The sequence below is a fragment of the Providencia sp. PROV202 genome (assembly GCF_028479565.1).
Taxonomy (GTDB): Bacteria; Pseudomonadota; Gammaproteobacteria; order Enterobacterales; family Enterobacteriaceae; genus Providencia; species Providencia zhijiangensis.
Window position 1 is genome coordinate 69109 of sequence record NZ_JAMPNV010000011.1, and the last position, 26446, is coordinate 95554.

The 26446-nt window shown below is 42.5% G+C and carries 24 protein-coding genes; 8 read left to right on the forward strand and 16 right to left on the reverse strand.

Going from position 1 to position 26446, the window contains the following annotated elements:
• A complete protein-coding gene (gene selD, locus PR799_RS07660) occupies nt 1-1044 on the reverse strand; it encodes a selenide, water dikinase SelD (protein ID WP_154627021.1) in 1044 nt (347 codons plus the stop codon).
• A 30-nt stretch (nt 1045-1074) separates the two neighbouring features.
• Entirely contained in the window at nt 1075-1626 is a 552-nt protein-coding gene (locus PR799_RS07665; RefSeq protein WP_272521635.1) for an NAD(P)H nitroreductase, read from the reverse strand.
• A 262-nt stretch (nt 1627-1888) separates the two neighbouring features.
• Here PR799_RS07665 and sppA point away from each other — a divergent pair, with 262 nt between their 5' ends.
• From sppA to pncA, 3 genes are all read left to right on the forward strand, one after another.
• Complete coding sequence (gene sppA / locus PR799_RS07670; RefSeq protein WP_272521636.1) at nt 1889-3742, forward strand: signal peptide peptidase SppA; 1854 nt, start codon at nt 1889-1891, stop codon at nt 3740-3742.
• A 228-nt stretch (nt 3743-3970) separates the two neighbouring features.
• Nucleotides 3971-4990, forward strand: coding sequence for an asparaginase (ansA, locus tag PR799_RS07675; protein ID WP_154603699.1), 1020 nt, complete (start codon nt 3971-3973; stop codon nt 4988-4990).
• A 23-nt stretch (nt 4991-5013) separates the two neighbouring features.
• On the forward strand, nt 5014-5634 hold the full coding sequence (gene pncA, locus PR799_RS07680) for a bifunctional nicotinamidase/pyrazinamidase (protein WP_154627028.1): 621 nt from the start codon (nt 5014-5016) through the stop codon (nt 5632-5634).
• A gap of 63 nt (nt 5635-5697) precedes the next feature.
• Here the strand turns inward: pncA and PR799_RS07685 are convergent, their stop codons facing one another.
• Nucleotides 5698-5991 carry a YeaC family protein gene (locus PR799_RS07685; RefSeq protein WP_154627195.1) on the reverse strand — a complete coding sequence of 98 codons (294 nt, stop codon included), beginning with the start codon at nt 5989-5991 and terminating at the stop codon, nt 5698-5700.
• A gap of 151 nt (nt 5992-6142) precedes the next feature.
• Complete coding sequence (msrB, locus tag PR799_RS07690; RefSeq protein ID WP_154627030.1) at nt 6143-6556, reverse strand: peptide-methionine (R)-S-oxide reductase MsrB; 414 nt, start codon at nt 6554-6556, stop codon at nt 6143-6145.
• A gap of 356 nt (nt 6557-6912) precedes the next feature.
• On the opposite strand from msrB, the gene gapA reads away from it, so the two are divergent.
• Both gapA and PR799_RS07700 read left to right on the forward strand, forming a co-directional pair.
• Nucleotides 6913-7908 (forward strand): glyceraldehyde-3-phosphate dehydrogenase, encoded by a 996-nt coding sequence (gene gapA, locus PR799_RS07695; protein WP_006658762.1) that lies wholly within the window; start codon nt 6913-6915, stop codon nt 7906-7908.
• Between the two features lie 247 nt (nt 7909-8155).
• Entirely contained in the window at nt 8156-9046 is an 891-nt protein-coding gene (locus PR799_RS07700; RefSeq protein ID WP_154627032.1) for a D-hexose-6-phosphate mutarotase, read from the forward strand.
• A 94-nt stretch (nt 9047-9140) separates the two neighbouring features.
• Here PR799_RS07700 and PR799_RS07705 read toward each other — a convergent pair whose 3' ends face one another.
• From PR799_RS07705 to fadR, 4 genes are all read right to left on the reverse strand, one after another.
• Nucleotides 9141-9893 carry a MipA/OmpV family protein gene (locus PR799_RS07705; protein ID WP_154627035.1) on the reverse strand — a complete coding sequence of 251 codons (753 nt, stop codon included), beginning with the start codon at nt 9891-9893 and terminating at the stop codon, nt 9141-9143.
• Between the two features lie 168 nt (nt 9894-10061).
• On the reverse strand, nt 10062-11126 hold the full coding sequence (alr, locus tag PR799_RS07710; protein WP_272521637.1) for an alanine racemase: 1065 nt from the start codon (nt 11124-11126) through the stop codon (nt 10062-10064).
• A gap of 39 nt (nt 11127-11165) precedes the next feature.
• Nucleotides 11166-12467, reverse strand: coding sequence for a D-amino acid dehydrogenase (locus tag PR799_RS07715; protein WP_154627039.1), 1302 nt, complete (start codon nt 12465-12467; stop codon nt 11166-11168).
• A 429-nt stretch (nt 12468-12896) separates the two neighbouring features.
• Nucleotides 12897-13613, reverse strand: coding sequence for a fatty acid metabolism transcriptional regulator FadR (fadR, locus tag PR799_RS07720; protein WP_036956460.1), 717 nt, complete (start codon nt 13611-13613; stop codon nt 12897-12899).
• Nucleotides 13614-13833: 220 nt separating this feature from the next.
• On the opposite strand from fadR, the gene nhaB reads away from it, so the two are divergent.
• On the forward strand, nt 13834-15384 hold the full coding sequence (gene nhaB, locus PR799_RS07725) for a sodium/proton antiporter NhaB (RefSeq protein ID WP_036956457.1): 1551 nt from the start codon (nt 13834-13836) through the stop codon (nt 15382-15384).
• Nucleotides 15385-15550: 166 nt separating this feature from the next.
• On the forward strand, nt 15551-16066 hold the full coding sequence (dsbB, locus tag PR799_RS07730) for a disulfide bond formation protein DsbB (RefSeq protein WP_036954894.1): 516 nt from the start codon (nt 15551-15553) through the stop codon (nt 16064-16066).
• A gap of 65 nt (nt 16067-16131) precedes the next feature.
• On the opposite strand, the gene PR799_RS07735 is transcribed toward dsbB, so the two are convergent.
• From PR799_RS07735 to PR799_RS07745, 3 genes are all read right to left on the reverse strand, one after another.
• Entirely contained in the window at nt 16132-16437 is a 306-nt protein-coding gene (locus tag PR799_RS07735) for a DUF333 domain-containing protein (protein WP_154627041.1), read from the reverse strand.
• A gap of 56 nt (nt 16438-16493) precedes the next feature.
• On the reverse strand, nt 16494-16826 hold the full coding sequence (locus tag PR799_RS07740) for a DMT family transporter (protein WP_154603690.1): 333 nt from the start codon (nt 16824-16826) through the stop codon (nt 16494-16496).
• A 107-nt stretch (nt 16827-16933) separates the two neighbouring features.
• The gene (locus tag PR799_RS07745; protein ID WP_272521638.1) at nt 16934-18133 is read right to left on the reverse strand and encodes a sugar transporter; all 1200 of its coding nucleotides are present in this window, start codon (nt 18131-18133) and stop codon (nt 16934-16936) included.
• 238 nt (nt 18134-18371) lie between these two features.
• Between PR799_RS07745 and PR799_RS07750 the strand changes: the two genes are divergently transcribed.
• A complete protein-coding gene (locus PR799_RS07750) occupies nt 18372-18593 on the forward strand; it encodes a DUF2594 family protein (RefSeq protein ID WP_036954881.1) in 222 nt (73 codons plus the stop codon).
• Nucleotides 18594-18866: 273 nt separating this feature from the next.
• Here PR799_RS07750 and PR799_RS07755 read toward each other — a convergent pair whose 3' ends face one another.
• From PR799_RS07755 to prc, 5 genes are all read right to left on the reverse strand, one after another.
• The gene (locus PR799_RS07755; RefSeq protein WP_154627050.1) at nt 18867-20321 is read right to left on the reverse strand and encodes a YfcC family protein; all 1455 of its coding nucleotides are present in this window, start codon (nt 20319-20321) and stop codon (nt 18867-18869) included.
• 42 nt (nt 20322-20363) lie between these two features.
• Nucleotides 20364-21494: a M20 family metallopeptidase gene (locus PR799_RS07760; RefSeq protein ID WP_272521639.1), complete on the reverse strand. Its 1131-nt coding sequence runs from the start codon at nt 21492-21494 to the stop codon at nt 20364-20366.
• 872 nt (nt 21495-22366) lie between these two features.
• Nucleotides 22367-23251 (reverse strand): protease HtpX, encoded by an 885-nt coding sequence (htpX, locus tag PR799_RS07765; RefSeq protein WP_036954871.1) that lies wholly within the window; start codon nt 23249-23251, stop codon nt 22367-22369.
• A 189-nt stretch (nt 23252-23440) separates the two neighbouring features.
• The gene (locus PR799_RS07770; protein ID WP_272521640.1) at nt 23441-24172 is read right to left on the reverse strand and encodes a cell envelope biogenesis protein TolA; all 732 of its coding nucleotides are present in this window, start codon (nt 24170-24172) and stop codon (nt 23441-23443) included.
• Between the two features lie 224 nt (nt 24173-24396).
• Nucleotides 24397-26442: a carboxy terminal-processing peptidase gene (gene prc / locus PR799_RS07775; protein WP_272521641.1), complete on the reverse strand. Its 2046-nt coding sequence runs from the start codon at nt 26440-26442 to the stop codon at nt 24397-24399.
• Nucleotides 26443-26446: the final 4 nt, after the last annotated feature.

Consider the following 26446-nt stretch of genomic DNA (forward strand, 5'->3'; position numbering starts at 1 on the left):
TTAGTCGATCACTTCAATTAAAGGCACACCGCTTTGTGCAGGTAATAAGGTACCGACAGACTGTAACAAAACACCTTGCTGCTGTGCAATCTCTTTAATTTTAGCGACTTCCGATGATTTAATCGCGATGAGAAGCCCGCCTGACGTTTGTGGGTCACACAATAATTGGCGCTGCATATCACTCATTGGTCCAATTAAGTGACCGTAGCTATCAAAGTTGCGCTGAGTTCCACCCGGCACACAACCCGCTTCAATGTATTTTTCCACATCAGCAAGTTTTGGCACTTTGTTAAAGGAAATCTGAGCACGAACACCGGAGCCTTCACAGATCTCACTTAAATGACCAAGCAAACCAAAGCCCGTTACGTCCGTCATCGCCGTCACGCCGTCTAAAGGCGCAACAACCGCACCGAACTTGTTCATTTGGCACATAGTTTCAGCAGCAAGGTGCGCATGTTCTGGTGCTAACACGCCTTTTTTCTCAGCCGTGGTTAGCACACCAATACCCAACGGTTTGGTTAGGAACAGTTCGCAATCTGCGCTCGCAGCACTGTTTTTCTTCACATAATCTGTGTTCACGACCCCAGTCACCGCTAAACCAAAGATAGGTTCTGGTGAGTCGATAGAGTGACCACCTGCCAGTGAAATTCCTGCATCCGCACAAGCAGCACGTCCGCCTTCAATCACTTCGCGAGCCACTTCTGGTGGCAATTTAGCAATCGGCCAGCCGAGGATCGCAATCGCCATAATTGGCTTACCGCCCATCGCAAAAATATCGCTGATGGCGTTCGTTGCAGCAATACGTCCGAATTCAAATGGGTTATCCACGATAGGCATAAAGAAGTCAGTGGTACTGATAATGCCGATGCCATTACCTAAATCATAAACTGCGGCATCATCTTTGGTTTCATTGCCCACTAATAAGTGAGGATCATGAAATTTAGCTTGTTCAGTATGTAAAATTTGCTCTAACACTTTTGGTGCGATTTTGCATCCGCAACCAGCACCATGGCTATATTGGGTCAGTCTAATTTTTTCTGTCATTGTCTGTCTCTTTAGAAATTCGCTATCTACTTAAAAATAGGACACAAAGCCTGTCATATCAGGTTGTTGAGCTTTTGTAGGTGCTTTTAATTCTGGGGTGCCTAAATAAAGGAAACCGACAATATGGTCATTTTCTTCACAACCTAAACCGTCACGCACGATAGCGTCTTCCGTCCATGAACCTGAACGCCAAATACCGCCAAAACCTTGTGCTAATGCGGCCATTTGCATCGCTTGTACGGTGCAGCTTGCGGCAACAATTTGTTCCCACTGTGGCACTTTGGGATGATCTTTCACTTTCGCAATCACAGTAATGATGAGCGGCGCACGAAATGGTGCATTACGCGCTTTTTCTTCAACTTCCGCACCTAACTTGCCTTCTACAGCTGCTTTTTCAAGCAATTGGCTGAAGCGAGCGATACCTTCTCCTTGCATAACAACAAAGTGCCATGGCTTCAATGCCCCGTGGTCTGGCGCTCTCATTCCTGCGGCAAGAATATTGTCGAGTTGTTCACCTTGCGGCGCTGGAGTGGTTAAGCGTGAAGCTGAACGGCGGTTCAACAAAAGGGTTAATGCATCCATATTGATCTCCGATTAAGAGTAAGCTGATGTAGTGCTCAGCAAAATAGAAATACCATTGAGCTATTGTACAACGCTCACAATGGTTTTGTTATGAATAATCCTGTATTACATTATTTGGTATCTGTCATCGTTTGATACTGTATAGGATTAAATCTATTGATTAATCTATCTATTAATCATCTGTCAAATAGATGATATTCTAAATCATTCGCGCGTCATTTTATGCCGCCAACTTGATTGATATCCTCACACTGGAGAAAAAATGCGACAACTCTGGGATATTTTCGCCACCGTTTTTAAGTTTAGCTGGCGAGTCATTAATTTCATTCGACAATTTGTTTTCAACGCACTTTTCTTCGTGTTGCTATTTTTAGTGATCGGCGGTTATTCTCTCTTGCAATCCGACAGCGAGCCAGAAAAAAACTATTTTGGTGCACTAGTTGTTGATCTACAAGGGGTTGTTGTCGACCAGGTCTCTTCCCCGGATCCTTTCGGACGCATGAGCCGCGAATTGCTGGGTACCTCGAACAACTTAATGCAGGAAAACTCGCTATTCGATATCGTCGATACCATTCGTACCGCCGCTGACGATGACCGCATTACAGGTCTAATACTACGTTTAGATAATCTGGTTGGTGCAGATCAACCCTCCATGGCATACATCGGTAAAGCGATTGAAGAGTTCAAAGCCTCTGGAAAATCAGTCTATGCAATGGGCGATAGCTATACACAAGCTCAATATTATTTAGCTAGCTTCGCAGATGAAATTTATCTCGCACCCCATGGCACCGTCGGAATTTACGGTTTCTCAACGGATACCCTGTATTACAAATCTTTATTAGAAAAACTCAAGGTAAGCACCCATATTTTCCGCGTTGGTACCTACAAATCTGCAGTTGAACCGATGATGCGCGATAATATGTCACCTGAAGCCCGTGAAGCTAACCTACTTTGGTTAAATACCTTATGGGATAACTATTTAGGATCTATCGCGGAGAATCGCCAATCTAAAGCTGAACAAATCTTCCCAGGAGCGGATAAGCTCATTGCACAACTTCGCGCCGTCAAGGGTGATACTGCGCAGTATGCTTTGCAGCAAAAATTAGTGGATAAGATTTACACTCGCGAGCAAGCCGAAAATGTGTTCTCTAATCAGTTTGGTTGGAATAAAGAAGATAAAACATTCAATGGCATTAGCATCTATGATTACTCCACTAAAATTGCCGATACCAGCAACAGCGACGGTAATATTGCAGTTATCGTCGTTCAAGGTGCCATCATGGATGGTCCACAAACTCCCGGTATTGCTGGTGGCGAAACCCTCGCAGCTCAAATCCGTGATGCGCGCTTAAATGAAAACATTAAAGCCATCGTATTACGCGTTAATAGCCCTGGGGGAAGTGTCAGTGCTTCTGACCTGATCCGCAGTGAATTAGCCGCTGTGCGTACCGCGAAGAAACCAGTCATCGTGTCAATGGGTGGCATGGCCGCATCAGGCGGTTACTGGATCTCAACACCAGCTGACTACATCATTGCTAGCCCAAGCACTTTAACCGGCTCTATCGGTATTTTCGGTGTGATCAATACCTTTGAAAGCTCATTAGAATCTATCGGCGTTTATACTGACGGTGTTTCGACGTCCCCATTAGCAGGCGTTTCTGTCACTAAAGGGATTAGCCCACAATTTTCTGATATGATGCAAATCACCATCGAAAATGGCTACCAAACCTTTATTGGCTTAGTTGCTCAATCTCGCCATAAAACACCGGAAGAAATCGATAAGATTGCTCAAGGCCGCGTTTGGATTGGTAAGGATGCGCTGAAAATTGGTTTAGTCGATGAACTTGGTGATTTCGATGATGCCGTCGCAAAAGCCGCGGAGTTAGCAAAAGTAAAATCTGTCGAACTGGATTGGATGCAACCTGAACTGTCCTTTATGGATCAGTTGATCCTTGAATTGACTAGCAACGTTCAAGTCATGATGCCTGATGCATTGCAAACTTTCCTACCGCCGGCTGTCGCTACCGATATTCGCCGCCAAGCTCAGTTTTTCTTAAAAATGAACGATCCACAAAATCGTTACGCATTTTGCTTAAACTGCGCAGAAATTAACTAACTATTCATTTTCACCAATGACCCCCCTCTCAAGACAACCATAGAGGGGCTGCCATTCGCGGTGAATCACGCTAGCGTAAACGGAAGTTTCCATCACAACAATCTGCAATATCTTGTTTTATCCATAGATTATCTCCAGTAAATAAGCCAAAATCCTTATAATCCAAATTATTCACACACAGAATTTCTTATTCATACAGAACTTCGCCTGTCATCGTTAGGTAACAAAATGCAGAAGAAATCGATTTATGTCGTTTATACGGGTGGCACCATCGGCATGCGCCATTCTCCTCAAGGCTATATTCCTGTTTCTGGTCACCTACAGGCGCAATTAGCCCAAATGCCTGAGTTTCATCGCCCTGAAATGCCAACATTTACGATCCGTGAACACCAGCCGTTAATCGACTCCTCGGACATTACACCGGAAGATTGGCAAAATATCGCCGATGACATCAGTGAAAATTACGATAAATATGATGGTTTTGTGATCCTGCATGGCACTGACACCATGGCATTTACGGCTTCTGCACTCTCCTTTATGTTTGAAAACTTGAAGAAGCCGATTATTGTGACAGGGTCACAGATTCCACTGGAAGCCCTACGTTCCGATGGGCAAACCAACCTGCTTAATGCACTCTATTTAGCGGCAAACTACCCGATCAATGAAGTGGGTTTATTCTTCAATAATAAACTGTATCGCGGTAACCGCACTGTGAAAGCTCATGCGGATGGTTTTGAAGCGTTCACTTCACCAAACTGTTCCCCACTGATGGAAGCCGGTATTCATATCCGTACATTCAATGCCTGCCCAGCACCGATTGGCGTTGGCGAATTAAAAACCCATCGCATTACCCCACAGCCTATTGGGGTTGTTACGCTCTACCCGGGGTTATCCATTGAAATCGTAAGAAATATTCTTCAGCAACCAGTTAAAGCGCTAATCTTGCGCTCTTACGGTGTAGGAAATGCCCCTCAGCAACCGGAACTTCTGCGTATTCTTCGTGAAGCGACTTCTCGTGGCATTATTGTTGTCAACCTTACCCAATGTATTTCTGGGCGGGTAAATATGGAAGGTTACGCCACTGGACACGCATTAGCAGAATCTGGAGTGATCAGTGGTTTTGATATGACTTTTGAAGCCGCATTGAGTAAATTACATTACTTACTAAGCCAAGATTATACCTCTGAGCTTATTCGCGAATTAATGCAAAATAATCTACGTGGTGAATTAAGCTACGCCGATGAATAAGCCATAACCTACTGAGAAGAATGATGAAATCAGCATTACTGTTAGTCGACTTACAAAATGATTTTTGTACTGGTGGTGCTCTCGCTGTAAAACAAAGCGAACAGGTTATTGAAACCGCAAACCACGTTATTAAGCAATGCCAAAAACAAGGTATCACGGTTTTAGCCAGCCAAGATTGGCATCCAGAAAACCACCTCAGTTTTGCCGTCAATTCTAACCAGCCTGTTGGCACCCTTGGCGAACTGAATGGATTGCCACAAGTTTGGTGGCCGGTTCACTGTGTACAAGGCTCCCATGGTGCTGATTTCCATCCAGAGCTTCATCGCCAAGCTATTCAGAAGGTATTTACTAAAGGTGAAAATCCGCAAGTAGATAGCTACAGTGCCTTTTTTGATAATGACCGAGTCAGTCAAACTGAACTTCATGTGTGGCTTCAGCAGCAACAAATCAGCCATTTAATGATTATGGGTATTGCGACCGACTATTGCGTGAAGTTTACTGTGCTGGACGCGCTAAGACTGGGCTACCGTGTCGATGTGCTCACGGATGGATGTCGCGGTGTTAATTTAGACCCTGAAGATAGCCAGAAGGCGTTAGCAGAAATGCAGAGTGCGGGCGCTAAGTTAGTGACATTGCCACTCTAGCGTTCCATCACCCTACTAATGGGTTTCAAATTTTGGCCCTGCTAATTTGCAGGGCTAACTACCTTATTCGTCGTTTTCTTGCGGTTTCAACGTCGCTAACCGCTCCCCTTGGAAAAGCGCTTTTAACTCTTGCTTGCTCTTCATGGTAATTTGGCCGTCTGTGCCGACCGTCATATGCTCCGCATCATGATTATGGCGAGATTGCCATAACATCACCATCTGTAAGGTATTTTCTTTTTGTTCTGGCGTTAATGCCACGCCATCAGGCCATTTACCTAACTCCACTGCCGTCACTAAACGCTGGTAAATTTCAAGGGTCATGACAGACAGTAATTGGTCTATTTGTTGTGCATCCATTTCTACGCTCACGTTACACGCCTCATCACATCAATTTAGTGGCAATCAAGATAATTATTTTTTTACGGTATTATTTATACATTGTATTTTGAATAATTAGCTGAATCGTTATTTCCGAACATGCCTTCACACTTCAGCAAGCTTCAGCATGTTATCCTGCGGTCTTTTCGCCCGTTTGGTCATCCGTAAAACTTAGCGATGCTGAATTTATGCAGTAACGCTGTCCGGTTGGTTGTGGACCATCGGGAAATACATGTCCAAGATGCGCATTACAATTACCACAGCGCACTTCAATACGATGCATTCCATGAGAGAAATCTTCGATAAATTTTATCAAACTTTCATCAATTGGTTGAAAGAAACTCGGCCATCCGCAGCCCGCATCAAATTTGGTCTCAGAAAGGAATAAAGGGGTTCCACAACAGAGACATTCATACACGCCATCTTTACGGTTATGCAATAATTGACCACTAAATGGGGGCTCTGTGCCAGCCTGTTGTGTAACATACAGCTGGACTTGGTTAAGCTTTGATAAATCAATAGCTTGCTTATCTTTATTCGACATCGATTACCTACTCTTTTTCAAAAAGATGCGTATTAAAGCGATTTCGCATCCATTTCAAGCAACAAAAACTTAACAACGCTCAGTGGAAAACTATTCTAGACTATTAAGGTTAGAACTTTACGGTTTGATTTGTGATGAGCCTCACATATATCACTGATGGATGGTTTCATTATGCTGAACAATCCCGATAATACGTGCGGCTGTATTTGCTGCTGAAGTGACTGACAAATATGCAGATAGTGGTATCAGAATTGATTTTTTTCAATAATTGACACGATTCCGCTTGACGGCTAGCAAGGTTTTGGTAACTTTAAGTACATCTTAATTCACGAAATAAAATAGCTGGTGGAAATACTATGACTATCAAAGTAGGTATTAATGGTTTTGGTCGTATCGGCCGTATCGTTTTCCGTGCTGCACAAGAGCGTTCTGACATCGAAATCGTTGCTATCAACGACCTGCTCGATGCAGAGTACATGGCATACATGTTGAAATACGACTCAACTCACGGTCGTTTCAACGGTACTGTTGAAGTTAAAGATGGTCACTTAGTTGTTAACGGTAAAAAAATCCGTGTTACAGCAGAGAAAGATCCTGCAAACCTGAAATGGAACGAAGTCGGTGTTGATGTTGTTGCAGAAGCAACTGGTATCTTCCTGACTGACGAGACTGCTCGTAAACACATCCAAGCAGGCGCGAAAAAAGTTGTGTTAACTGGTCCTTCTAAAGATGACACTCCAATGTTCGTTATGGGCGTTAACCACAAAGCTTACGCAGGTCAAGAAATCGTTTCTAACGCATCTTGCACAACTAACTGCTTAGCTCCACTGGCTAAAGTTATCAACGACAAATTTGGTATCGTTGAAGGTCTGATGACCACTGTTCACGCAACCACAGCAACACAAAAAACTGTTGATGGTCCATCTCACAAAGACTGGCGTGGTGGTCGTGGTGCTTCTCAAAACATCATCCCATCTTCAACTGGTGCGGCTAAAGCTGTAGGTAAAGTTATTCCTGAGCTGAACGGTAAACTGACTGGTATGTCTTTCCGTGTTCCAACTCCTAACGTTTCTGTTGTTGACCTGACTGCACGTCTGGCAAAACCAGCAACTTACGCACAAATCTGTGACGCTATCAAAGAAGCGGCAGAAGGCGAGCTGAAAGGCGTTCTGGGTTACACTGAAGACGACGTTGTATCTACCGATTTCAACGGCGAAAAACTGACTTCAGTATTCGATGCTAAAGCAGGTATCGCTCTGAACGACAACTTTGTGAAACTGGTTTCTTGGTATGACAACGAAACTGGTTACTCTAACAAAGTTCTAGACCTGATTGCTCACATCTCTAAATAAGAGCTGTTAAGCAACCAGTGTGACTGAGCCGCCTCTTGGCGGCTCTTTTGTATCTTTCATACATTCAAAATTAAAGCCCAGCTCAATATACTCCAAGCTGCGTCCCCCGCTTCATTCAATGCCACTTGCAGTATCGTGAGTTTGTTATATTGTTATTTCTAGTTACTGCCCTATTTATAGGCGCTGTTCTATTTATAGTCGCTGATTTAGGTCGTGATGATGGACCAACAACCACAGGCGCAAGACAATGCATGATAAAATTTTTGCTTTACCTGTTATCAAACAAATTTCCCCTTACATTACCCAACGTCAACTTGGCGATTTACCGCTGATCGTCATTTCCCACCCAAAAGTGCGTGGTGCCGTGAGCCTACAAGGTGCCCACTTAATTGACTGGCAACCCGCAGGTCAAAAACCCTGCCTTTGGTTAAGTCCAGAAAGTGCGTTTAAAGAAGGGATTGCCATTCGTGGCGGTATTCCTATTTGCTGGCCATGGTTTGGTCCTGTAAATAGCCCTAGTCACGGTTTTGCCCGTATTTTACCTTGGCAATTTACGGCTCATAATGAACATGATTGTGGTGTCATTCTCACCTTTACCCTGACAGACAACGAATACACCCGCAAACTCTGGCCTCATGAGTTCACGCTGATCCTACGTATGAAGCTCGGGGAAACTTGCGAACTTGAATTAGAAAGCTACGGTGACTTCGAGGCCACCGCCGCATTACACAGCTATTTCAATATCAGTGATATCCAGAAAGCCACCGTTTATGGCCTTGGTGGGCATTACATCGATAAAGTCGCCGATAGAGAAGCCTATATTTCAGAACCGCTAAAGTTTAATAAGCACACTGACCGCATATATACCGAGCCAGAAGAATACAGTTTATTGCGTGATGATGGCTGGAATCGCACTATTGAGTTGCATCACTATCATCATAGTGACGTGGTGTGCTGGAACCCTTGGGCGGAGTTATCGTGCAGCATGCAGGATATGCCTAATAATGGTTACAAACAGATGGTTTGTGTGGAAACGGCTCGCATTCATATGCCAATGAAATCTGAAGCTCAAAGCCCTTCTCGCCTTTCTCTCGTAATGGTATGCCGCGAAAATAAACCGCAGCCACAGCAAGAATAACCACGCGTAAAATAATCGTAAGAATAAATGCAAAAATAAAACCCCAAAACAGCCTAGCCATTTTGGGGTTTTTCATTCTATTCCAGCGTATAAATTAGAAGGTGTAAGTGACACCACTCCACATAATCGCTGAGTAGGATTTATTAACCATTGGGCTATCTTTCACTTCGCTAGACAGTTTATCAACACGACCCAGCGCAAACAGTGACCAGCTGTCTGTCATTTTATAATTTGCTGACAGCTCAACATATGGCGTCCAGCTTGAATTTGGTTCATAACGTTTTAACCCGCTATTTGCAGATTCTTTAGATGTCACACCGAATTCATAACGGTTCAGTTTCGCGCTATCCCATTTGATACCGACACCTGGGGTTAAAGACCAGTTATCACCTTTAAATGCATACAGGTAAGCCGCTTCCGCACGCATGCCTTCGCTTTCCCATAACATGTCGAGAGAGCCATTGAAACGCAATGTACCCCAGTCAGCATTATGACGGTAAGTAAAGCCACCCATTACGGTATCGCGACGGCGATCCAGCTTACGCATGTCGGCATCATCATTATCTTTTGGTTTAAAGAAATGTGGGTAGTAGTATGCATCTAAAGACAACTGGTCAACTTTATCATTCCAGAGGTAATAACCTACAGCCAAAGTACGGAAGTAAAAATTTTCACTTTCATAATTTACAACGGGAACAGGCGAAATATAGTCGCTCGTTTTGATGCCTTTATACGGTGTTGCTTGTGCTAATACAGAGCCACCAACAGACCAAGTCCCAGCAAACGCAGCAGTTGAGGCCGCACTTAACGCAATGGCAAGTGTGGTCATTTTGATTGTTTTAGACATTTTAAATTAAACCCAAATTATTCAGATGAAGTTAACAATAAGAATGAATAACGTGGGAAATTTCACCCACGTTAATGAGATGGTTCACATTTAAAGCTAAATTACTTTGATTGTCTATCTTTCTCAATCAAGAATATAAGCCAAGTGAATGAATGATGTACTTTTTTATTAAAAATCAATAGGTACGCGACGTGCTAGCGCACATAATAATTCGTAACCGATTGTGCCCGCCGACTGTGCCACATCATCAACAGGTAAATTCTCGCCCCACAACTCTACTTGAGAGCCAATAGCCGCTTCAGGACAGTCACTAATATCAATCGTGAGCATATCCATGGAAACCGCACCTAACAGCGCACAACGCTGTCCCTGACACCACACTGGCGTTCCAGTTGGCGCATGACGAGGGTATCCATCGGCATAACCACAGGCCACAGTCGCGATACGCATCGGTTTTTCTGACGTAAATTTGCTACCGTAACCAATGGATTGGCCGGCTTCAATATCATGGACTGCAATAATTTCCGATTGCAGCGTCATCGCCGCTTTTAAACCATACTCAGCAATATCACCCCATTTGCCACTCGGAGACGCGCCATACAGCACAATTCCAGCCCGTACCCAATCATAATGGGTGTTTTTATGCCATAAAACCGCCCCTGAATTCGCAATGCAGGTCGGAAGTGATAACTGAGTAAATTGTTGAATTTTCGCTAACGGCGCTTGTGTTCCCTCAACCATATCTGAATTGGCAAAATGGCTCATTAATGTCACATCCGCAACATTTTCCATCTGGCTCAGTTGAGACACAATATCCGCATACTCATCCACCGAGAAACCTAAGCGATTCATTCCGCTATTAAGCTTAATGTAGACAGAAATAGGTTTATTCAGTAAAGCTTGCTCAATGGCGGCTAGCTGCCAGCGACTGTGTACGCTGGTTGTTAATTGATACTGGTCAATAACTACCAAATCATCAGCTTGGAAGAACCCTTCCAATAATAAAATTGGCCCCTTCCACCCTTCATTTCTCAATAAAATGGCTTCATGAAGATCTAAAACGGCAAAACCATCAGAATCTTTTAGTCCGCGCCAAATTCGTTTAATACCATGGCCATAACCATCCGCTTTCATCACTGACCAGACCTTCGCTTGACCGATTTTCTGGCGGATCACCGCTAAATTATGTTCTAAATTATGTTGATGAATGACAGCACGAATTGGGCGTGGCATTGCGATTCCTTATTATTATTGATATTTTACGTCGCTCAATTAACGCGCAGGCGATAAGTGACCCGTACTGACTAATTTTGTATTAAAACCATCGGTATATCTGAATACCGATAAATCATCCGCAGCGATGTCCGGCGTATTCCCTGAAATTAAATCAGCCAACAATTTGCCAGAGCCGCAAGCCATTGTCCAACCTAAGGTTCCATGCCCCGTATTCAAATACAAGTTGCTAAATTCTGTCGGCCCAACAATCGGGGTTCCGTCTGGCGTCATTGGTCGTAATCCTGTCCAAAACTGGGCTTGATTAATATCGCCGCCGCCTTGATAGAGATCTTGCACCACCATTTTTAGGGTTTCACAGCGTTTTTTCAGTACATCAAGATTAAAACCAACCACTTCTGCCATTCCCCCAACGCGAATACGTTGGTCAAACCGTGTTACAGCTATTTTGTAGGTTTCATCCAACACAGTCGAAACCGGCGCTCGAGATTCATCGATGATTGGCATCGTCAATGAGTAACCTTTCAGAGGATAAACCGGAATCTTCACCAATTGCTGCAACATCTGAGTGGAATAGGACCCCATGGCAACGACATATTGATCCGCCAGCAAAATCTCTCCATCGACCTTAATACCGCTGATGCGCTTGCCATCCGTTAAAATTTGCTCCACATGGCAGCCAAAGCGGAATGTAACCCCAGCTTGCTCTGCCATTTTCGCCAGTTTTTTGGTGAACTGCTGGCAATCCCCTGTTTCATCATTTGGTAAGCGTAAACCACCTGTCAGCTTATGTTTTACAAAAGCTAATGCAGGCTCAGCTGTAATGAGCTGATCTGAGGTCAGTAATTCGTATGGTACACCTTCTTGCTGCAAAACCGCGATATCGTTGGCCGCATTATCAAACTGTTTTGCCGTTCTAAACAACTGTAACGTACCGCCTTGGCGACCTTCATAACCAATGCCAGTATCTGCTCTAAGTTGGCGAATACAATCACGACTGTATTCTGCGATCCGCACCATACGGCTTTTGTTCATGGTGTAGTGCTGCATGTCGCAGTTTTTCAGCATTTGCCACATCCAGCGTAATTGGAACAGGCTACCGTCGGGTTTTATCGCCAAAGGGGCATGTTTTTCAAACATCCATTTGACGGCTTTAAGAGGGATCCCCGGCGCCCCCCATGGGGTTGCATATCCTGGAGAAATTTGCCCGGCATTACCTGCGCTGGTTTCTTCAGCCACATCAAGCTGCCTATCAATGACGCAAACTTCATGCCCTTCTTGTGCTAGATACCACGCAGTGGTAACACCAATAACGCCAGCACCTAAAACGAGAACTTTCATAGAACCCCTCTAGAGAACAAAATGGAATTACTGTTAGCATAATATTCTAGTTTTTATTTTCCAATACAGTTAATTAACATTTTTAACAAAAAAGTTAAATCCTCTATCAAATTTAGGTTCCCTTAAATCCAGTGAAATTTTATTCTACCAATTAAAAAGAGGATAAATCAATTTAGTCTATATAAATCAATTTATTAGAAACAAACCCCTGAAATTAATTCTGATTAAATAATGAGTTAAACAGAGTTTTATATTCATTCATCAAAAGATTATTCCATTTCAATATTTAGAAGCTAAATATCGAATAACTCACCACGCCAGATAATAACATTGATAAATTTCAATTAAGCAGATGATTATACCAATCAATTAATCGGAAACAAAAAAAGCCAGTGCAAGGCACTGGCTTTTTGTTTGAAAATGGTGGTGTTAAATATTATTCGCGAGGTCAGATGGCATATTACTTTGCATATTGTGCCAGATCACGCCGCTATCTTTACCGTAGTTTCTGACGCAATCCATAATACGATCATAGGCTTGCTCACGGCATAAATTGCTCAGCTGTTGGTAAAAACTTAACGCTAAACGACGCGCTTCAGGGTTAGAGAAATAATAACGCCCAACTCGCGTGTATAACCCTCTTAATCCATTAATAATCAAACCATAGATTGGGTTACCGGACGCAAAGGCCAGTCCACGGAAAATATTGTAATCCAAATCGCTAAATGCATCTGAGTTGTCTTCAACTTTATCTTTACCCGATAACACTTCTAATGAGGCTTCCGGATCATTACGAAATGCGGTACGAATAAAAATAGCAGCGATATTAGTACGTACTGCCAATAAGTTATCAATTAGCTGAGGCACACGGTCGTGATCGAGCTTTGCCAGCGTTTCCAGAATATTTAATCCTGACGTTTCCCAGTAGTTATTGACCTTGGTTGGCTTACCATGTTGAATAGTTAACCATCCATCACGGGCTAAACGCTGTAAAACTTCACGTAATGTCGTTCGGGTTACACCGATTAATTCAGATAGCTCACGCTCCGCGGGTAAGATAGATCCTGGAGGAAAACGATTGTTCCAAATACTCTCAATAATGTACTCTTCCGCAAAACCTGCCGGACTTTGAGCTTTAATAACCATATTTTTATTATTCCAAACATTTTTAGACGGACTACGCGGAAGCATACCAGATTGTCACAATCTGAGATAGTTAGCTTTCCAATAAACCGCAGGTGAATCGTAAAAACCCCATATAATTAATGGATTATCTATTAGTAAATAAGCTTAAATTCTATAAAAGATAAGAGTAGTATGTAACGCGCTGTCACACAACACCAGTTAAAGAGGATTAAAAATCATAATGGATTTTAGTTTAAGAAGAGCATTTTTGAAGAATTTTTTGGGAAATTCTCCAGATTGGTACAAACTTGCTATCATTTTGTTCTTAATAATAAACCCAATTGTTTTCTACTTTGTTAACCCGTTTATCGCCGGTTGGTTACTCGTCATTGAATTCATTTTCACTTTGGCGATGGCACTAAAATGCTACCCATTACAACCTGGCGGGTTATTAGCCATTGAAGCCGTGCTAATTGGTATGACTTCCCCTGCACAGATTTCTCATGAAATCAGTAATAACCTTGAAGTGGTTCTGTTACTGATCTTTATGGTGGCTGGCATCTACTTTATGAAGCAACTTCTGTTATTTGTGTTTACAAAGCTGTTAATAAACGTCCGTTCTAAACGAATTTTAGCGTTGTCATTTTGCTTAGCAAGTGCGTTTTTATCCGCTTTTTTAGATGCTTTAACCGTCATTGCTGTGGTCATTAGCGTTTCTATTGGCTTCTACTCAATTTACCACCAATATGCCTCTAGCCAGCCGAGCAATACGGATCTACAAAACGATTCCTTCATTGATACGGTTGAAAAAAAGCAGACATTAGAACAGTTCCGTGCGTTCTTACGTAGCTTAATGATGCATGCAGGTATCGGTACTGCCCTTGGCGGCGTAATGACTATGGTGGGTGAACCCCAAAACCTGATCATCGCAAAACATGTTGAGTGGGACTTTATTACCTTCTATCTGCGTATGGCACCTGTCACTATCCCCGTTTTCTTATGTGGGCTCGTGGTCTGTTTCCTCGTTGAAAAGTTCAAAGTATTTGGCTACGGGGCTGAATTGCCGGATACCGTGCGCCAAGTATTAACCGAACACGACAAAAAAATGAGTGCTAAGCGCAGTAAGAAAGAGCAAGCACAGCTTATCGTCCAAGGTCTTATCGGTATTTGGTTAATTCTTGCGTTGGCATTTCACCTTGCTGAAGTGGGTCTGATTGGTCTGTCCGTCATCATTCTTGCCACGACATTCTGTGGGATCACTGAAGAACACGCGCTCGGAAAAGCCTTTGAAGAAGCCTTGCCGTTTACTGCCCTACTGACGGTCTTTTTCAGTGTTGTCGCCGTGATCATTGACCAACAGCTATTTACGCCATTTATTCAGTATGTGCTGCAATCCTCTGAATCATCGCAGCTATCCCTGTTCTATCTGTTTAACGGATTGCTCTCTGCGGTATCAGATAACGTGTTTGTCGGCACCGTATACATTACCGAAGCACTGAAAGCCGCGAATGCGGGTTTAATTTCCGCTGAGCAGTACCAGCACTTAGCGGTCGCGATTAACACCGGAACAAACTTGCCGTCGGTTGCAACGCCAAATGGACAAGCCGCCTTCCTGTTCCTGTTAACTTCTGCACTGTCGCCACTGATTCGTCTGTCTTACGGTAGAATGGTTTGGATGGCATTACCATTTACGGTTGTGATGACCATCGTCGGTCTGTTAGGTGTTGAGCTCTGGCTTATCCCATTAACTGATTGGATGGAAAGCTTAGGGTTAATTTCTATTCCACGTTGATCGATATTGATTGTTCAGATTCTGAATTTAAAGCCGCATATTTATGCGGCTTTTTTTGTAATAAAACGTAAAAACTAAGCTAATCTTATTCTAATCTGATTTTGCTGCTTTTTTTATCACCCAGATAGAGGCAAAATAAGCCGATTATTAATGAAGGGAATTTATTATGTTCAGATTTTTTAATTACTGTTCTCAAGGACGGTCAGCTTGGCTGCTTATGGCATTCACTGCTTTTATGCTTGAATGTGCTGCTCTGTATTTCCAACATATTATGAAACTGCAACCTTGTGTAATGTGTATCTATGAGCGCGTTGCATTGATGGGAATTATTGCGGCAGGTTTAATCGGGGCGATTGCACCGAAAAGCACCGTCGTTAAAGTGATTGCGATTGTGGTTTGGCTGTATGCGGGTTGGCGTGGATTAGACCTTTCATGGGAACATACCATGCTGCAACTTTACCCGTCTCCGTTTGCATCCTGTGATTTCTTTGTCAATTTCCCAGACTGGTTACCGCTGCAAGAATGGGTACCTTCTGTGTTTGAAGCGACAGGGGATTGTGCGGTTAGACAGTGGGCATTCTTAGGGTTAGACATGCCGCAGTGGTTAGTTGGTATTTTTGCAGCTTACATCTTAGTTGGCATCATCGTTGCAATCAGCCTCTTCTTCCCAAGCAAAAAATAACCTTTCTCTTTTCGCCCATCAACTGTGCTTGATGGGCGATTCAAATCATTAGCTCACCAAAATACTTAGATACAGGCCCCACTACGAATTGCCGAAACGGCACAACGGCGCCCATTTGCAAACTGGCAAACTGGGGTCTTTTCACCATTGAGTTCTAAATTCAGTGAAGGTAACCCACCCGCTGAAGTGCATGCTTCTTGTGCACCTGGGCCCAAATTCACCACTTGTTGAGCATATTGAGAACCGGATGTTTCTGCTCTTGTCATCTTACTGTTATCAGGGCTACTGCACGCTGAAAGTAAAATGGATAACACGGTAGCTGAACCCATTGCCACGACTGCTTTTAACAGCGCCTGACGTTTCCTTTTCATTCTCTTTCTCCGATAGTATCAGCGCTGTTTTGCATCCCATTATGTGTTGAACCTGATTAATGGGTGCCGCTTTTAGAAAACAGGTTGATGACCAATACACCAATGATAATTAATAGCATACCAATAATTGCGGGTAAATCGAGTTTTTGGTTATAAATATAGATAGCCGCCACAGAAACCAACACAATTCCCAATCCTGACCAAATGGCATACGCGATACCCAACGGCATTACCTTCACAACTTGGGAAAGCCCCCAGAAAGAGACTGCATAGCCAATGATAACCACTAAAGAGGGCCAAAAACGGCTAAAACCATCCGACGCTTTTAACGTTGTTGTCGCGATCACTTCCGCAATAATGGACATTAATAAGAAGCCCAATCCTTTCATTGTTCACCTTTCTCTATTCTTTCACCTAAAATTTGGCAAAAATTTAACACACAAAAAAGCACCGTACTAACCTTTAATTAGTACAGCGCACAATGAATAAATCTAGCTTAATAATTAGCAGCAGTTGACTGTTTTCCTGCAAAAGCTGAGCGATAGCGAGTGTAGATAAACACACACCAAGAGAATGCTAAAAGGCTGATAATCGCTCCCACATAACCAATATTAGTCATTCCCATATGGGTAATAACTTGGTTTCCTAATAATGCCCCAGCACCAATACCAATATTAAATAATCCAGAGAAAATCGACATCGCCACATCGGTCGCATCTGGCGCCAAATCCAGAACCTTCACTTGGATCCCGAGGCTAATGCACATAATCGCCACTCCCCAGAATATACAGGTACCAATCAACGTCCAAACATCACCACTTAATGGCATAAATAACACTAAACAAAGTGTCAGTAAGGCCATCGATACCGGTAAAAATGAGAGAGTAAAGCGGCTACTGTAGCGGCTAAACAAGACGCTACCAAAAATGCCAGCCCCACCAAAAATTAATAATAAGAGTGTGGCAAAATTTTGACTCTGTAAGGCAATATCACGTACAAACGGCTCAATATAACTATACGCAGTAAAATGAGCCGTAATGACGACGGTGATTAACACAAAGACACCCATCAATGCGGGGCGTTTAAACAGAATCGGTAGGCTTTTTAACGAACCGGAATGTTCGCTCGGTAAACGAGGTAAGAATCGCAATAACGCAATCAGGGTGAATAACGCCAGTACGCCGATACACAAGAATGTCACCCGCCAGCCCATCCATTGCCCAATCACTCGCCCTAATGGTAATCCCAACACAGTCGCCAGTGCCGTTCCCGTGGCGAGCAAGCCCAATGCTTGCGCTTTTTTACCCGCAGGCGCGACACGGATCGCCAATGATGCTGTAATCGACCAGAAAACTGCATGAGATAACGCGATACCGATACGCGCAATAATCAGCACTTCAAAGCTCCACGCAATCCCGCATAAAATATGGCTGAGAATAAAGACAACAAACAAAATCCCCAGTAATTTTCGCCGCTCAAATTTCCCCGTCATCAGCATTAATGGTAGAGACATCACTGCGACAACCCACGCATAAATGGTGATCATCAGCCCCGTATGGGCAACGGTCATATCAAAACTTTCGGCAATATCACTCAGTAATGCGACGGGAACAAATTCAGTAGTATTAAAGACAAAAGCCGCAACGGAAAGCGCCAATACACGGATCCACGCAGTGCTTCGAGAAACCTGGGACATGGTTTACGACATCCTGTTGATGATAATTAAGGCCAATAACAGCCTTCAGTACATTTTTGTGAATAATATCACATTCACCATTCATCTTTAAAGGATTGAAAACTATCATGTTCACACTGTTTTTTCATAGAGAAACAGTCACTCCCCTTTAATTTTCATGTCAGTTTGAAAAGCGACAGAATCATTTCTTCTATGCTACAATCTGCAAATTACTTTTTATTCTTACAGGAATTCCTAAATGAAAACCCATTTTCCAACTGAGCCAGACGTAAACGCATTAGCAGACGAAGTAACTTGTTTAAAAAATCTTGTTACTCATATGCTTAAAGCTATCGGTCAGGCTGACGCGGGTAAAATTTTGATCAAAATGCAACGCGAAGTCGCTTCGATGGAAGATGAGAAGCAAGCTGAGACTTACAAAAACATTTTAGAACAAATCAAGACTGGTTATCGTCAATAAGAGCTTTAGCGATAAATGCGATTCTAAGCGCTAACTCAAAACAGCGAACTAAAGTGCACAAAAACCTAAGTTTCGTTCACTAGAATCCTTTATCTTTGATCTCGAATTAAACCATTCTTTATTCATTTAGCTCCCCCTTCAGATCCCTACGAAGGGGGCTTTTTTTTGCCTAAAACCCTACCAAATAATTCATACCCAAAAACAAAAAACGCCACTCTTTCGAGTAGCGCTTTAATAAATACCCTATCTGTCTAAATAACCTAATAAACGGACTTAAATCGGGCCTAAATTCGTCATGACTGCGTAAACAATCGAGATAATCGAAATAATGATCCAAGTTAATACCAGCGGCCAGATAAACTTCAGCCACTTGGTATATGGGATTTTCGACGTCGCTAATACTGCCATCAAAATACCTGACGTTGGGTTAATACAGTTCACGACACCTTCGCCCATTAATACTGTTTGAACAGTCGTTTGACGAGTGATTTCTAACAGATCGCCCATTGGGGTGAAAATAGGCACTAAAACTGCCGCTTCCCCGGAACCTGAAGAAATAAAGAAGTGCATAATCGCTGCTGTACCGAACATAGAAAGCGCAGATAATGTTTTCGGTAAGCCATCCATCAGAGAAATAATCGAATTCACGATGGTGTCTAAGATCATGCCATCCGCTAATACAATCGCAATCGCACGCGCCATACCAACGATAAATGCCCCACCAACCATGCCAGCACAGCCTTTCAGGAAGCCGGTTGCAATATCATTTGGTGACATTCTGTTCAGTACGCCCACACCCACGCCTAAGATGATAAACATGGCCATCATCTCTTTCTCGCCCCAACCCCACTCAATCGCACCAAAAATAAAGCCAATTAAACAGAATGCGGCATAGGATAATGTAATGACGTGGCGTAAAGAGATTTTTGAGGTCTCAAATTGGCTATCATCAATTTGCACTTCTGGGCGAACCATCCCTTGACGGCGGCTTTTCTTCGCGTACAGCGTTAAGAAGATAATCCCTGCAACCACAAAGCTAATATAAACCACAGTACGAAAGCCAAATGCCGATAGCAGTGGAACGTCAGCTAAACCTTGAGATAACCCGACTGTCATCGGTGCCATTACTGAGGCGTTAAAGCCGGAGTAAGCCGCAACATAGACAATCGCTGCGCCAAACTTGTCATCCATTCCGACAGACTTTGCCACCAATAAACCTATTGGTACGAATGCAATTATCGAATTCACCACAATCCCTGTCGTGCCCAAAATGGAAAACACCACAAAGAAGATAGTAATCAACAAAAAGTCATTGAGCTTTTTACTGCGTGAAATATTACTCAGAACTTTGTTGATTGCGCCCGTCGTTTCAAGCAGATGTAACGCACCGCCAGTAAAGATAATCAGGAAAATGATCGGTGCCGCTTTAACTAGCCCGTCTGCAATCGACGTGAAAACCTGCCCTGGTAGAACGCCATGCTGTTCAGGTAAGCGCTCATAACTCCCCGGAATGGTATAGGAACTCTTAACTTGGGTTTCCACGCCATCTTTGATAGTCGTGATTACTTTCGTTTCAGAGGCGTATTGCCCTGCCGGAACGATCCAAGTCGCAACCGCTGCCGCTACTAAGATGAAAAAGAGCAATACATACGGGTTTATCCCATCAGAACGCTTTTTTTGTGGTGTTGTTGATGTTGCTTTTGATGTTGTTGGTATGGATGTTGCCATAGATTTATCCTGTTGGATTATTATTTGTTTTGTTAGCCATAATTACTGCGTAATGCGTTTTAACACATTGAAAAATAACTGAGCGCGCTCAGTTAAAGAGGGAATTTCGAGGTACTCTTTGTCACTATGTTGATAGCCGCCAATTGGGCCTAAACCGTCTACCGTTGGTGTCCCCACTCCTGCGGTAAATGAAGCATCAGAACCGCCGCCTGTAGAGACATCTACCAGAGTGATCGCCAGTTTGTCGGCTTCTTGTTTGATGATGTCGATAAGCGCGGCGCTTTCTGGCGTTTTTGCCATTGGTGGACGGTTGATCCCGCCGGTCAATGAAAGCTGAATGCCTTCTAGAACGGGCTGGCTGCACACTTCACGTACTTTCTTATCTATTTCAATACCTTGCTGCTCAGAAGAGATCCTCACATCAATTTCTGCTCGCGCATTTGGCGCGACGGTATTCACGGATGTTCCACCTGTGATCAGACCCACGTTCACCGAAAGCCCTTTGTCATGTTGAGAAAGTGCATGTAAGCTTTGGATTTTAAAAGCAAGTTCTTGGATAGCGCTGATCCCAGCTTCAGGAGCAATACCTGAGTGAGAGGCTTTCCCTTGAATGGTCAGAACATAGGTTCCCACACCGCGACGGGCGCTAACAATGGCACCATTCGCACGTGCTGGCTCCATCACTAGCGCATAGCGTTTGCTTTTTGCACATTGCTCGATGAGCGGCCGTGACGAAATAGAACCAATCTCTTCGTCGCAGTTCAGCAGCACTTCAATTTTTTTGTAGCGCTCATCGTTGGTGGCATAAAGCTGTTTGATCACCTGATGCACCATGACATGGCTGCCTTTCATATCGATAACACCGGGACCATAGGCTCTATCACCCTCAATGCTAAATGGTCTTTCCGCTACGGTTCCTTTTGGAAATACAGTATCAAGATGCAGTAAAATCAAAATTTCAGGCGTGGTGGATGGGTGATAAATGCGATAGTTATTACCTAATTTTTCATTTGGGATTATCTCAACTTCAAAGCCCATTGATTGGTAGCGTTCACACCAAAATGCCGCGTGATTATCAACACCCTCTTTATCGTATGAACCGGATTCGGTATTAACCACTTTCTCTAATAATTCCAGCATCTCTGCTTCGTGTACTAAAAATTCATTGTGCATGTTGAGTTCCTATTATTTATTATTTTATGGCGAGATATTTCAATGAGGAAATTGGCCCCGCACGATAAGACTTTTATTCCAAACAAAATGAAATGTTTATTACTCATAGGCGATAATATTATCGATATATTCCATTTGACGCGTAAAAACACACTGCCATCTATGCATTATTAATGCATAAACAACAATGGCGAGTAACTGGGAGTTTAACCCAAGGTGGAACAACCCTATGATAATCCGACATTTAGCTTGATTGAAAAGGATACTTTCGCACCATAACATAATAGATAAATAAATTACAAATAATTATTAACGCATAACTATGCATTATTTTTTGAATCTTTAAAAAAGTAATAGTTACAGAAAGGAATTATAAAAATAATCATAATCAATATATTAATTATGGTAAATAATTTTCAAAAATTAATGGCATGCTATTAATTTTAGTTAACCATAAATATGTAGCATTACACACGGTCTTTATTTTTTTATTTACGTTATTTAACGCCAATAAAGCGTATTCATCATTTAACTTTATTTAAATTAAAATAATCACAAAGGAGTATTTAGTCTATTTATTCAACATTTATAAGATAAATAAACATCAGTGCCTAAAAAATATACGGAGTTTTTAAACTGAGAGTTTAATGACATTCAATTTAGGTGCGATTTTCTTTCAGTATGTTTATTTAGCTCTCTTCAGCATAAAATGCGATATACCTTTCTTCTACAGGCGTACCACCTTGCTGGCACTATTCGCTGGAATAGTTAGATAAAATGATAAATCAAACACCGCGGGGATAGAGGTAGGATAGGTAATAAAAAAGGGAAACATCATGTTTCCCTTTCATTTACCACATTAACACCGTAGGCTATTTCAGATACTGGCCTGAACGTAATGCTTCAATACGTTTATCTAATGGTGGGTGAGATAAAAACAGTTCGCTAAATGCTTTACCGCGGCCGTTGATACAAAATGCCATCAAGCGCCCTTCTTCTTGCGGCTCATAGCTCGTTTTCAGGCGTTGCAGTGCAGCAATCATTTTCTCTCTACCAACTAATTTGGCAGAACCTGCGTCTGCATGGAACTCGCGGTAACGAGAGAACCACATCGTAATGATGCTCGCTAAAATACCAAACACGATTTCTAATACCATCGAAACGGCAAAATAAACCATTGGGTTACCATTGCTGCTTTCACTTTCATTGTCATTATTGTTTGACATAAAGCCAGCCGCAACTTGCGCCAAAATACGAGAAATAAAGATAACGAAGGTATTCACAACACCTTGCAGTAAGGTCATGGTAACCATATCACCGTTAGCGACATGACTGATTTCATGAGCAATAACGGCTTCAGCCTCATCACGGCTCATGTTTTCCAATAACCCTGTACTTACCGCAACTAAAGAGGCATCTCGGCGTGCGCCCGTTGCAAATGCATTAATATCCGGTGCATGGTAAATTGCCACTTGTGGCATTTTGATACCCACTTGTTGGGATTGACGGCTAACGGTGTTAACTAACCACTGTTCCATCTCATTACGTGGATGTTCGATAACTTCACCACCAACGGACTTCAGCGCCATCCATTTGGACATGAGTAGTGACACAAATGCACCACCAAAACCAAACAGTGCTGCCATGATCAGCAGACCCTGAGCACTACTTCCACGTATCCCGGTTAAACTCAAAATAATCCCGAACACAAACATAACAGCTAAGTTTGTGAGCAAGAATAAAGCAATTCTCATCATTTTTTATAGGTTCCTTGGTCAAAACAAACATCACGACAAATTTACTTTATAAATAAGGTTTTTTCACACCATTTCAAGCCCATTAACAGGAAAAAATCATAAAATAACATATCTTTACACACGGGAATAAAAATGCCGTTTTAATAAACGGCATTTAAATGATAACGATAAGGCACTACGAGAAAATGATCAGCTCACTTTTCCTTTAGTTGGTTTGCCCTTAGAAACCTTTGCGGTTGTTTTTGCAGCAGCTTTAGCCTTGTCAGCTTTAGCTTTGTCAGCTTTAGCTTTGTCAGCTTTAGCTTTGTCAGCTTTAGCTTTATCGGCTTTAGCTTTATCAGCTTTAACTTTATCGGCTTTATCGGCTTTAGCTTTGTCAGCTTTATCTTTTGCTGCTTTGGTTGTGTCTTTTTCTACCGCTTTAGCTTTGTCGGCTTTTTCCTTCACCGCTTTAGAGGTTTCCTTCTCTTTAGCCTTGGCTTTATCTGCTTTCTCTTTTACCGCTTTAGAGGTTTCTTTCTCCGTCGCTTTTGCCTTATCTTTCACAGCTTTCGATGTTTCCTTCTCAGCTGCTTTAGCCTTATCAGTTGCTTTTGATGCTTTATCTTTTGCAGTTTTACTCATGTTGTCACCTGTCTCTTTGATAGAATCTACCGCTGATGGTTTGCTGGACTGCTTTGCCACACCCGCCCCAATACCCGCACCAATACCTGCATTTTTATTGATTGAGTTTTTTAGTTCATTTGTACAGACTTGCTCCGAACGACTGGTTGTTCCGTCATTACAGATAAATTGCCCGCCATCACAACGAGCAATTCCGCCTTTAGCGCCTGAACAAGGGTAGTTACTTGCATTCGCAGAACCCATTGACGACATCATGACCGCCATGACAGTTAATAAACCTACAGATAATTTACGCATTATTTTGCCTCATTAATAAGGGATATTACTAACTGAAGTGTAGGATACTTTTGAAAAAGCGAAAGAAAACCCAATAATATTTTAAATAAAAATTTAAGTTTAGTTGAATTTAAGTCTGTAGATAAAACACCAAATAAAACAAATCATTTTAAAATCAACCAATTATAGTATTTTTAGATATAAAAAAGCCAGCTTGCGCTGGCTCTAGAAAATACTCTTTATTTTTACTGCTTGGCACCAGAAAGCATCTTAGTGTTCTGATTCGAAAGGTCTATTGCCATTTTCACCGTTTCATCTAAATACGGATCTGGCGCTTCGTAATCTTTCGGTAAATCATCAATCGACTTCAATAATGGCTTGCCAAGTTTCGCATTGCGCTCATTAATGCGCTTCAGTTTGGTCGCATCAATTTCATTATCTTCCTTCTGACGCTGAGCATAGTTCAGAGAAATCAGATTTTTCGTCGCTTTCAAAGACTTGTAACGCGCAATATCCTCATCGATATATTTGAATTCGGGATCAACACTGATACGAGCTAAATGCTTGGTTTTAATCGGTGATAAATCAGCGTTGATGTCCCCAGATTTAGTGTAATTTGCAGCTGGGATGCTATCCCAAGGCAATGCGTTATCTTCAAAGCTTTCACCTGTTTCTGCTGGATCTTGCCCTGTTGGCATGACCACATCTGGCGTCACGCCTTCACGCTGAGTACTTCCACCATTTACACGATAGAACTTCTGGATAGTGTATTGCACTGAACCTAATGATGGCCATTCTGGTTTAAGCATTTGATCATAAACGCGGCTTAAACTTCTATGCTGCTGTACCGTTCCTTTACCAAAAGTCGGTTCGCCCACAATCAAAGCGCGGCCATAATCTTGCATTGCTGCAGCAAAAATTTCTGATGCAGAAGCACTAAAGCGATCAACCAGAACCACTAATGGACCTTTGTAATAGATAACATCATCGTCATCCGCATCTTGGCGAACTTGACCATTGTTATCACGAACTTGAACAACAGGCCCTTTGTTAATAAACAATCCAGATAATGCAACCGCTTCTGTTAATGCCCCACCGCCATTACCGCGCAGGTCAATAATCAGAGCCGATACATTCTCTTTTGCCATTTTTTGTAGTTCAGTTTTGACATCATTGGTCAAACCAACATAGAAGCCTGGAATATCTAATACACCAACTTTCTCTTTACCTTGCTGTTTGATAGACAGTTTTACCGCTCTATCTTCCAGTCGGATCTGTTCGCGAACAATTGTCACGATACGTGGCTTAGCACCTTTCGTGTCTGAAACGACTTCTAAACGAACTTGGCTGCCTTTTGGTCCCTTGATTAACGCGACGACGTCATCTAAACGCCAGCCCACAACATCAACAATAGGCTTACCAACTTGACCGACACCGATAATTTTATCGCCGACTTTTAACTCTTTACTTTTAGCCGCTGGACCACCTGCAACTAAAGAATTAATTGTCGTATTATCATCATCTTGTTGTAATACAGCACCAATCCCCTCAAGAGATAAACTCATTTCTGAGTTAAATTGTTCAGTGCTACGAGGTGATAAATAACTAGTATGTGGGTCAATTTCGCGAGCAAACGCATTCATGATTAATTGGAATACGTCTTCGCTTTGCGCCTGAGATAAGCGTTTCAATGCAAAATTGTAACGCTTAGTCAGCTTGTCTTTGATCTCTTTGTCATCTTTGCCCGTTAATTTCAAACTCAACCAATCATAGCGGACTTTTTGATCCCATAAACGGTCTAGTTCTTCTTTATCTTTCGGCCAAGGTGCTTTAGTGCGATCAACTTCAATAGAATCCGTCGCGTTTAAATCAATCGGTTGATCTAAACGCGCGAGTGCATATTTGAAACGTTCAAAGCGACGTTGCTGAGAAAGGTTATACAGGTCATAGAACTTATCTAACTTGCCATCTTCAAGCCATTCGCCCGTTTTTGCTTTATCTTTTGCATACTGGTCAACATCGGATTGAAGTAAAACATTGTGTCCGTAATCAATCATATTGAGATAACGGTCAAATATTTTCCCAGAAAACTCTTTGTCTAAATCGAATTGGCGATAGTGAGAACGCGTAAAACGCGATGTCACCCGCTCACTCACGGTACCGTGTTGTGTATTCTGCTTTAAAAGAGGTAACTGAGCAGCAGTGACCGAAGTCACTGCCTGAGTATTAGCTATTGCTGTGCCGAAAGTCGCGAGACTCACAACAAATGCAACTTTGAGTAATTTGTTCATGACC

What these genes read in the sequence shown, in the direction of transcription:
- selD (WP_154627021.1), bottom strand. Translation starts at nt 1,044, where the DNA reads ATGACAGAAAAAATTAGACTGACCCAATATAGCCATGGTGCTGGTTGC.
- PR799_RS07665 (WP_272521635.1), bottom strand. Translation starts at nt 1,626, where the DNA reads ATGGATGCATTAACCCTTTTGTTGAACCGCCGTTCAGCTTCACGCTTA.
- sppA (WP_272521636.1), top strand. Translation starts at nt 1,889, where the DNA reads ATGCGACAACTCTGGGATATTTTCGCCACCGTTTTTAAGTTTAGCTGG.
- ansA (WP_154603699.1), top strand. Translation starts at nt 3,971, where the DNA reads ATGCAGAAGAAATCGATTTATGTCGTTTATACGGGTGGCACCATCGGC.
- pncA (WP_154627028.1), top strand. Translation starts at nt 5,014, where the DNA reads ATGAAATCAGCATTACTGTTAGTCGACTTACAAAATGATTTTTGTACT.
- PR799_RS07685 (WP_154627195.1), bottom strand. Translation starts at nt 5,991, where the DNA reads ATGGATGCACAACAAATAGACCAATTACTGTCTGTCATGACCCTTGAA.
- msrB (WP_154627030.1), bottom strand. Translation starts at nt 6,556, where the DNA reads ATGTCGAATAAAGATAAGCAAGCTATTGATTTATCAAAGCTTAACCAA.
- gapA (WP_006658762.1), top strand. Translation starts at nt 6,913, where the DNA reads ATGACTATCAAAGTAGGTATTAATGGTTTTGGTCGTATCGGCCGTATC.
- PR799_RS07700 (WP_154627032.1), top strand. Translation starts at nt 8,156, where the DNA reads ATGCATGATAAAATTTTTGCTTTACCTGTTATCAAACAAATTTCCCCT.
- PR799_RS07705 (WP_154627035.1), bottom strand. Translation starts at nt 9,893, where the DNA reads ATGTCTAAAACAATCAAAATGACCACACTTGCCATTGCGTTAAGTGCG.
- alr (WP_272521637.1), bottom strand. Translation starts at nt 11,126, where the DNA reads ATGCCACGCCCAATTCGTGCTGTCATTCATCAACATAATTTAGAACAT.
- PR799_RS07715 (WP_154627039.1), bottom strand. Translation starts at nt 12,467, where the DNA reads ATGAAAGTTCTCGTTTTAGGTGCTGGCGTTATTGGTGTTACCACTGCG.
- fadR (WP_036956460.1), bottom strand. Translation starts at nt 13,613, where the DNA reads ATGGTTATTAAAGCTCAAAGTCCGGCAGGTTTTGCGGAAGAGTACATT.
- nhaB (WP_036956457.1), top strand. Translation starts at nt 13,834, where the DNA reads ATGGATTTTAGTTTAAGAAGAGCATTTTTGAAGAATTTTTTGGGAAAT.
- dsbB (WP_036954894.1), top strand. Translation starts at nt 15,551, where the DNA reads ATGTTCAGATTTTTTAATTACTGTTCTCAAGGACGGTCAGCTTGGCTG.
- PR799_RS07735 (WP_154627041.1), bottom strand. Translation starts at nt 16,437, where the DNA reads ATGAAAAGGAAACGTCAGGCGCTGTTAAAAGCAGTCGTGGCAATGGGT.
- PR799_RS07740 (WP_154603690.1), bottom strand. Translation starts at nt 16,826, where the DNA reads ATGAAAGGATTGGGCTTCTTATTAATGTCCATTATTGCGGAAGTGATC.
- PR799_RS07745 (WP_272521638.1), bottom strand. Translation starts at nt 18,133, where the DNA reads ATGTCCCAGGTTTCTCGAAGCACTGCGTGGATCCGTGTATTGGCGCTT.
- PR799_RS07750 (WP_036954881.1), top strand. Translation starts at nt 18,372, where the DNA reads ATGAAAACCCATTTTCCAACTGAGCCAGACGTAAACGCATTAGCAGAC.
- PR799_RS07755 (WP_154627050.1), bottom strand. Translation starts at nt 20,321, where the DNA reads ATGGCAACATCCATACCAACAACATCAAAAGCAACATCAACAACACCA.
- PR799_RS07760 (WP_272521639.1), bottom strand. Translation starts at nt 21,494, where the DNA reads ATGCACAATGAATTTTTAGTACACGAAGCAGAGATGCTGGAATTATTA.
- htpX (WP_036954871.1), bottom strand. Translation starts at nt 23,251, where the DNA reads ATGATGAGAATTGCTTTATTCTTGCTCACAAACTTAGCTGTTATGTTT.
- PR799_RS07770 (WP_272521640.1), bottom strand. Translation starts at nt 24,172, where the DNA reads ATGCGTAAATTATCTGTAGGTTTATTAACTGTCATGGCGGTCATGATG.
- prc (WP_272521641.1), bottom strand. Translation starts at nt 26,442, where the DNA reads ATGAACAAATTACTCAAAGTTGCATTTGTTGTGAGTCTCGCGACTTTC.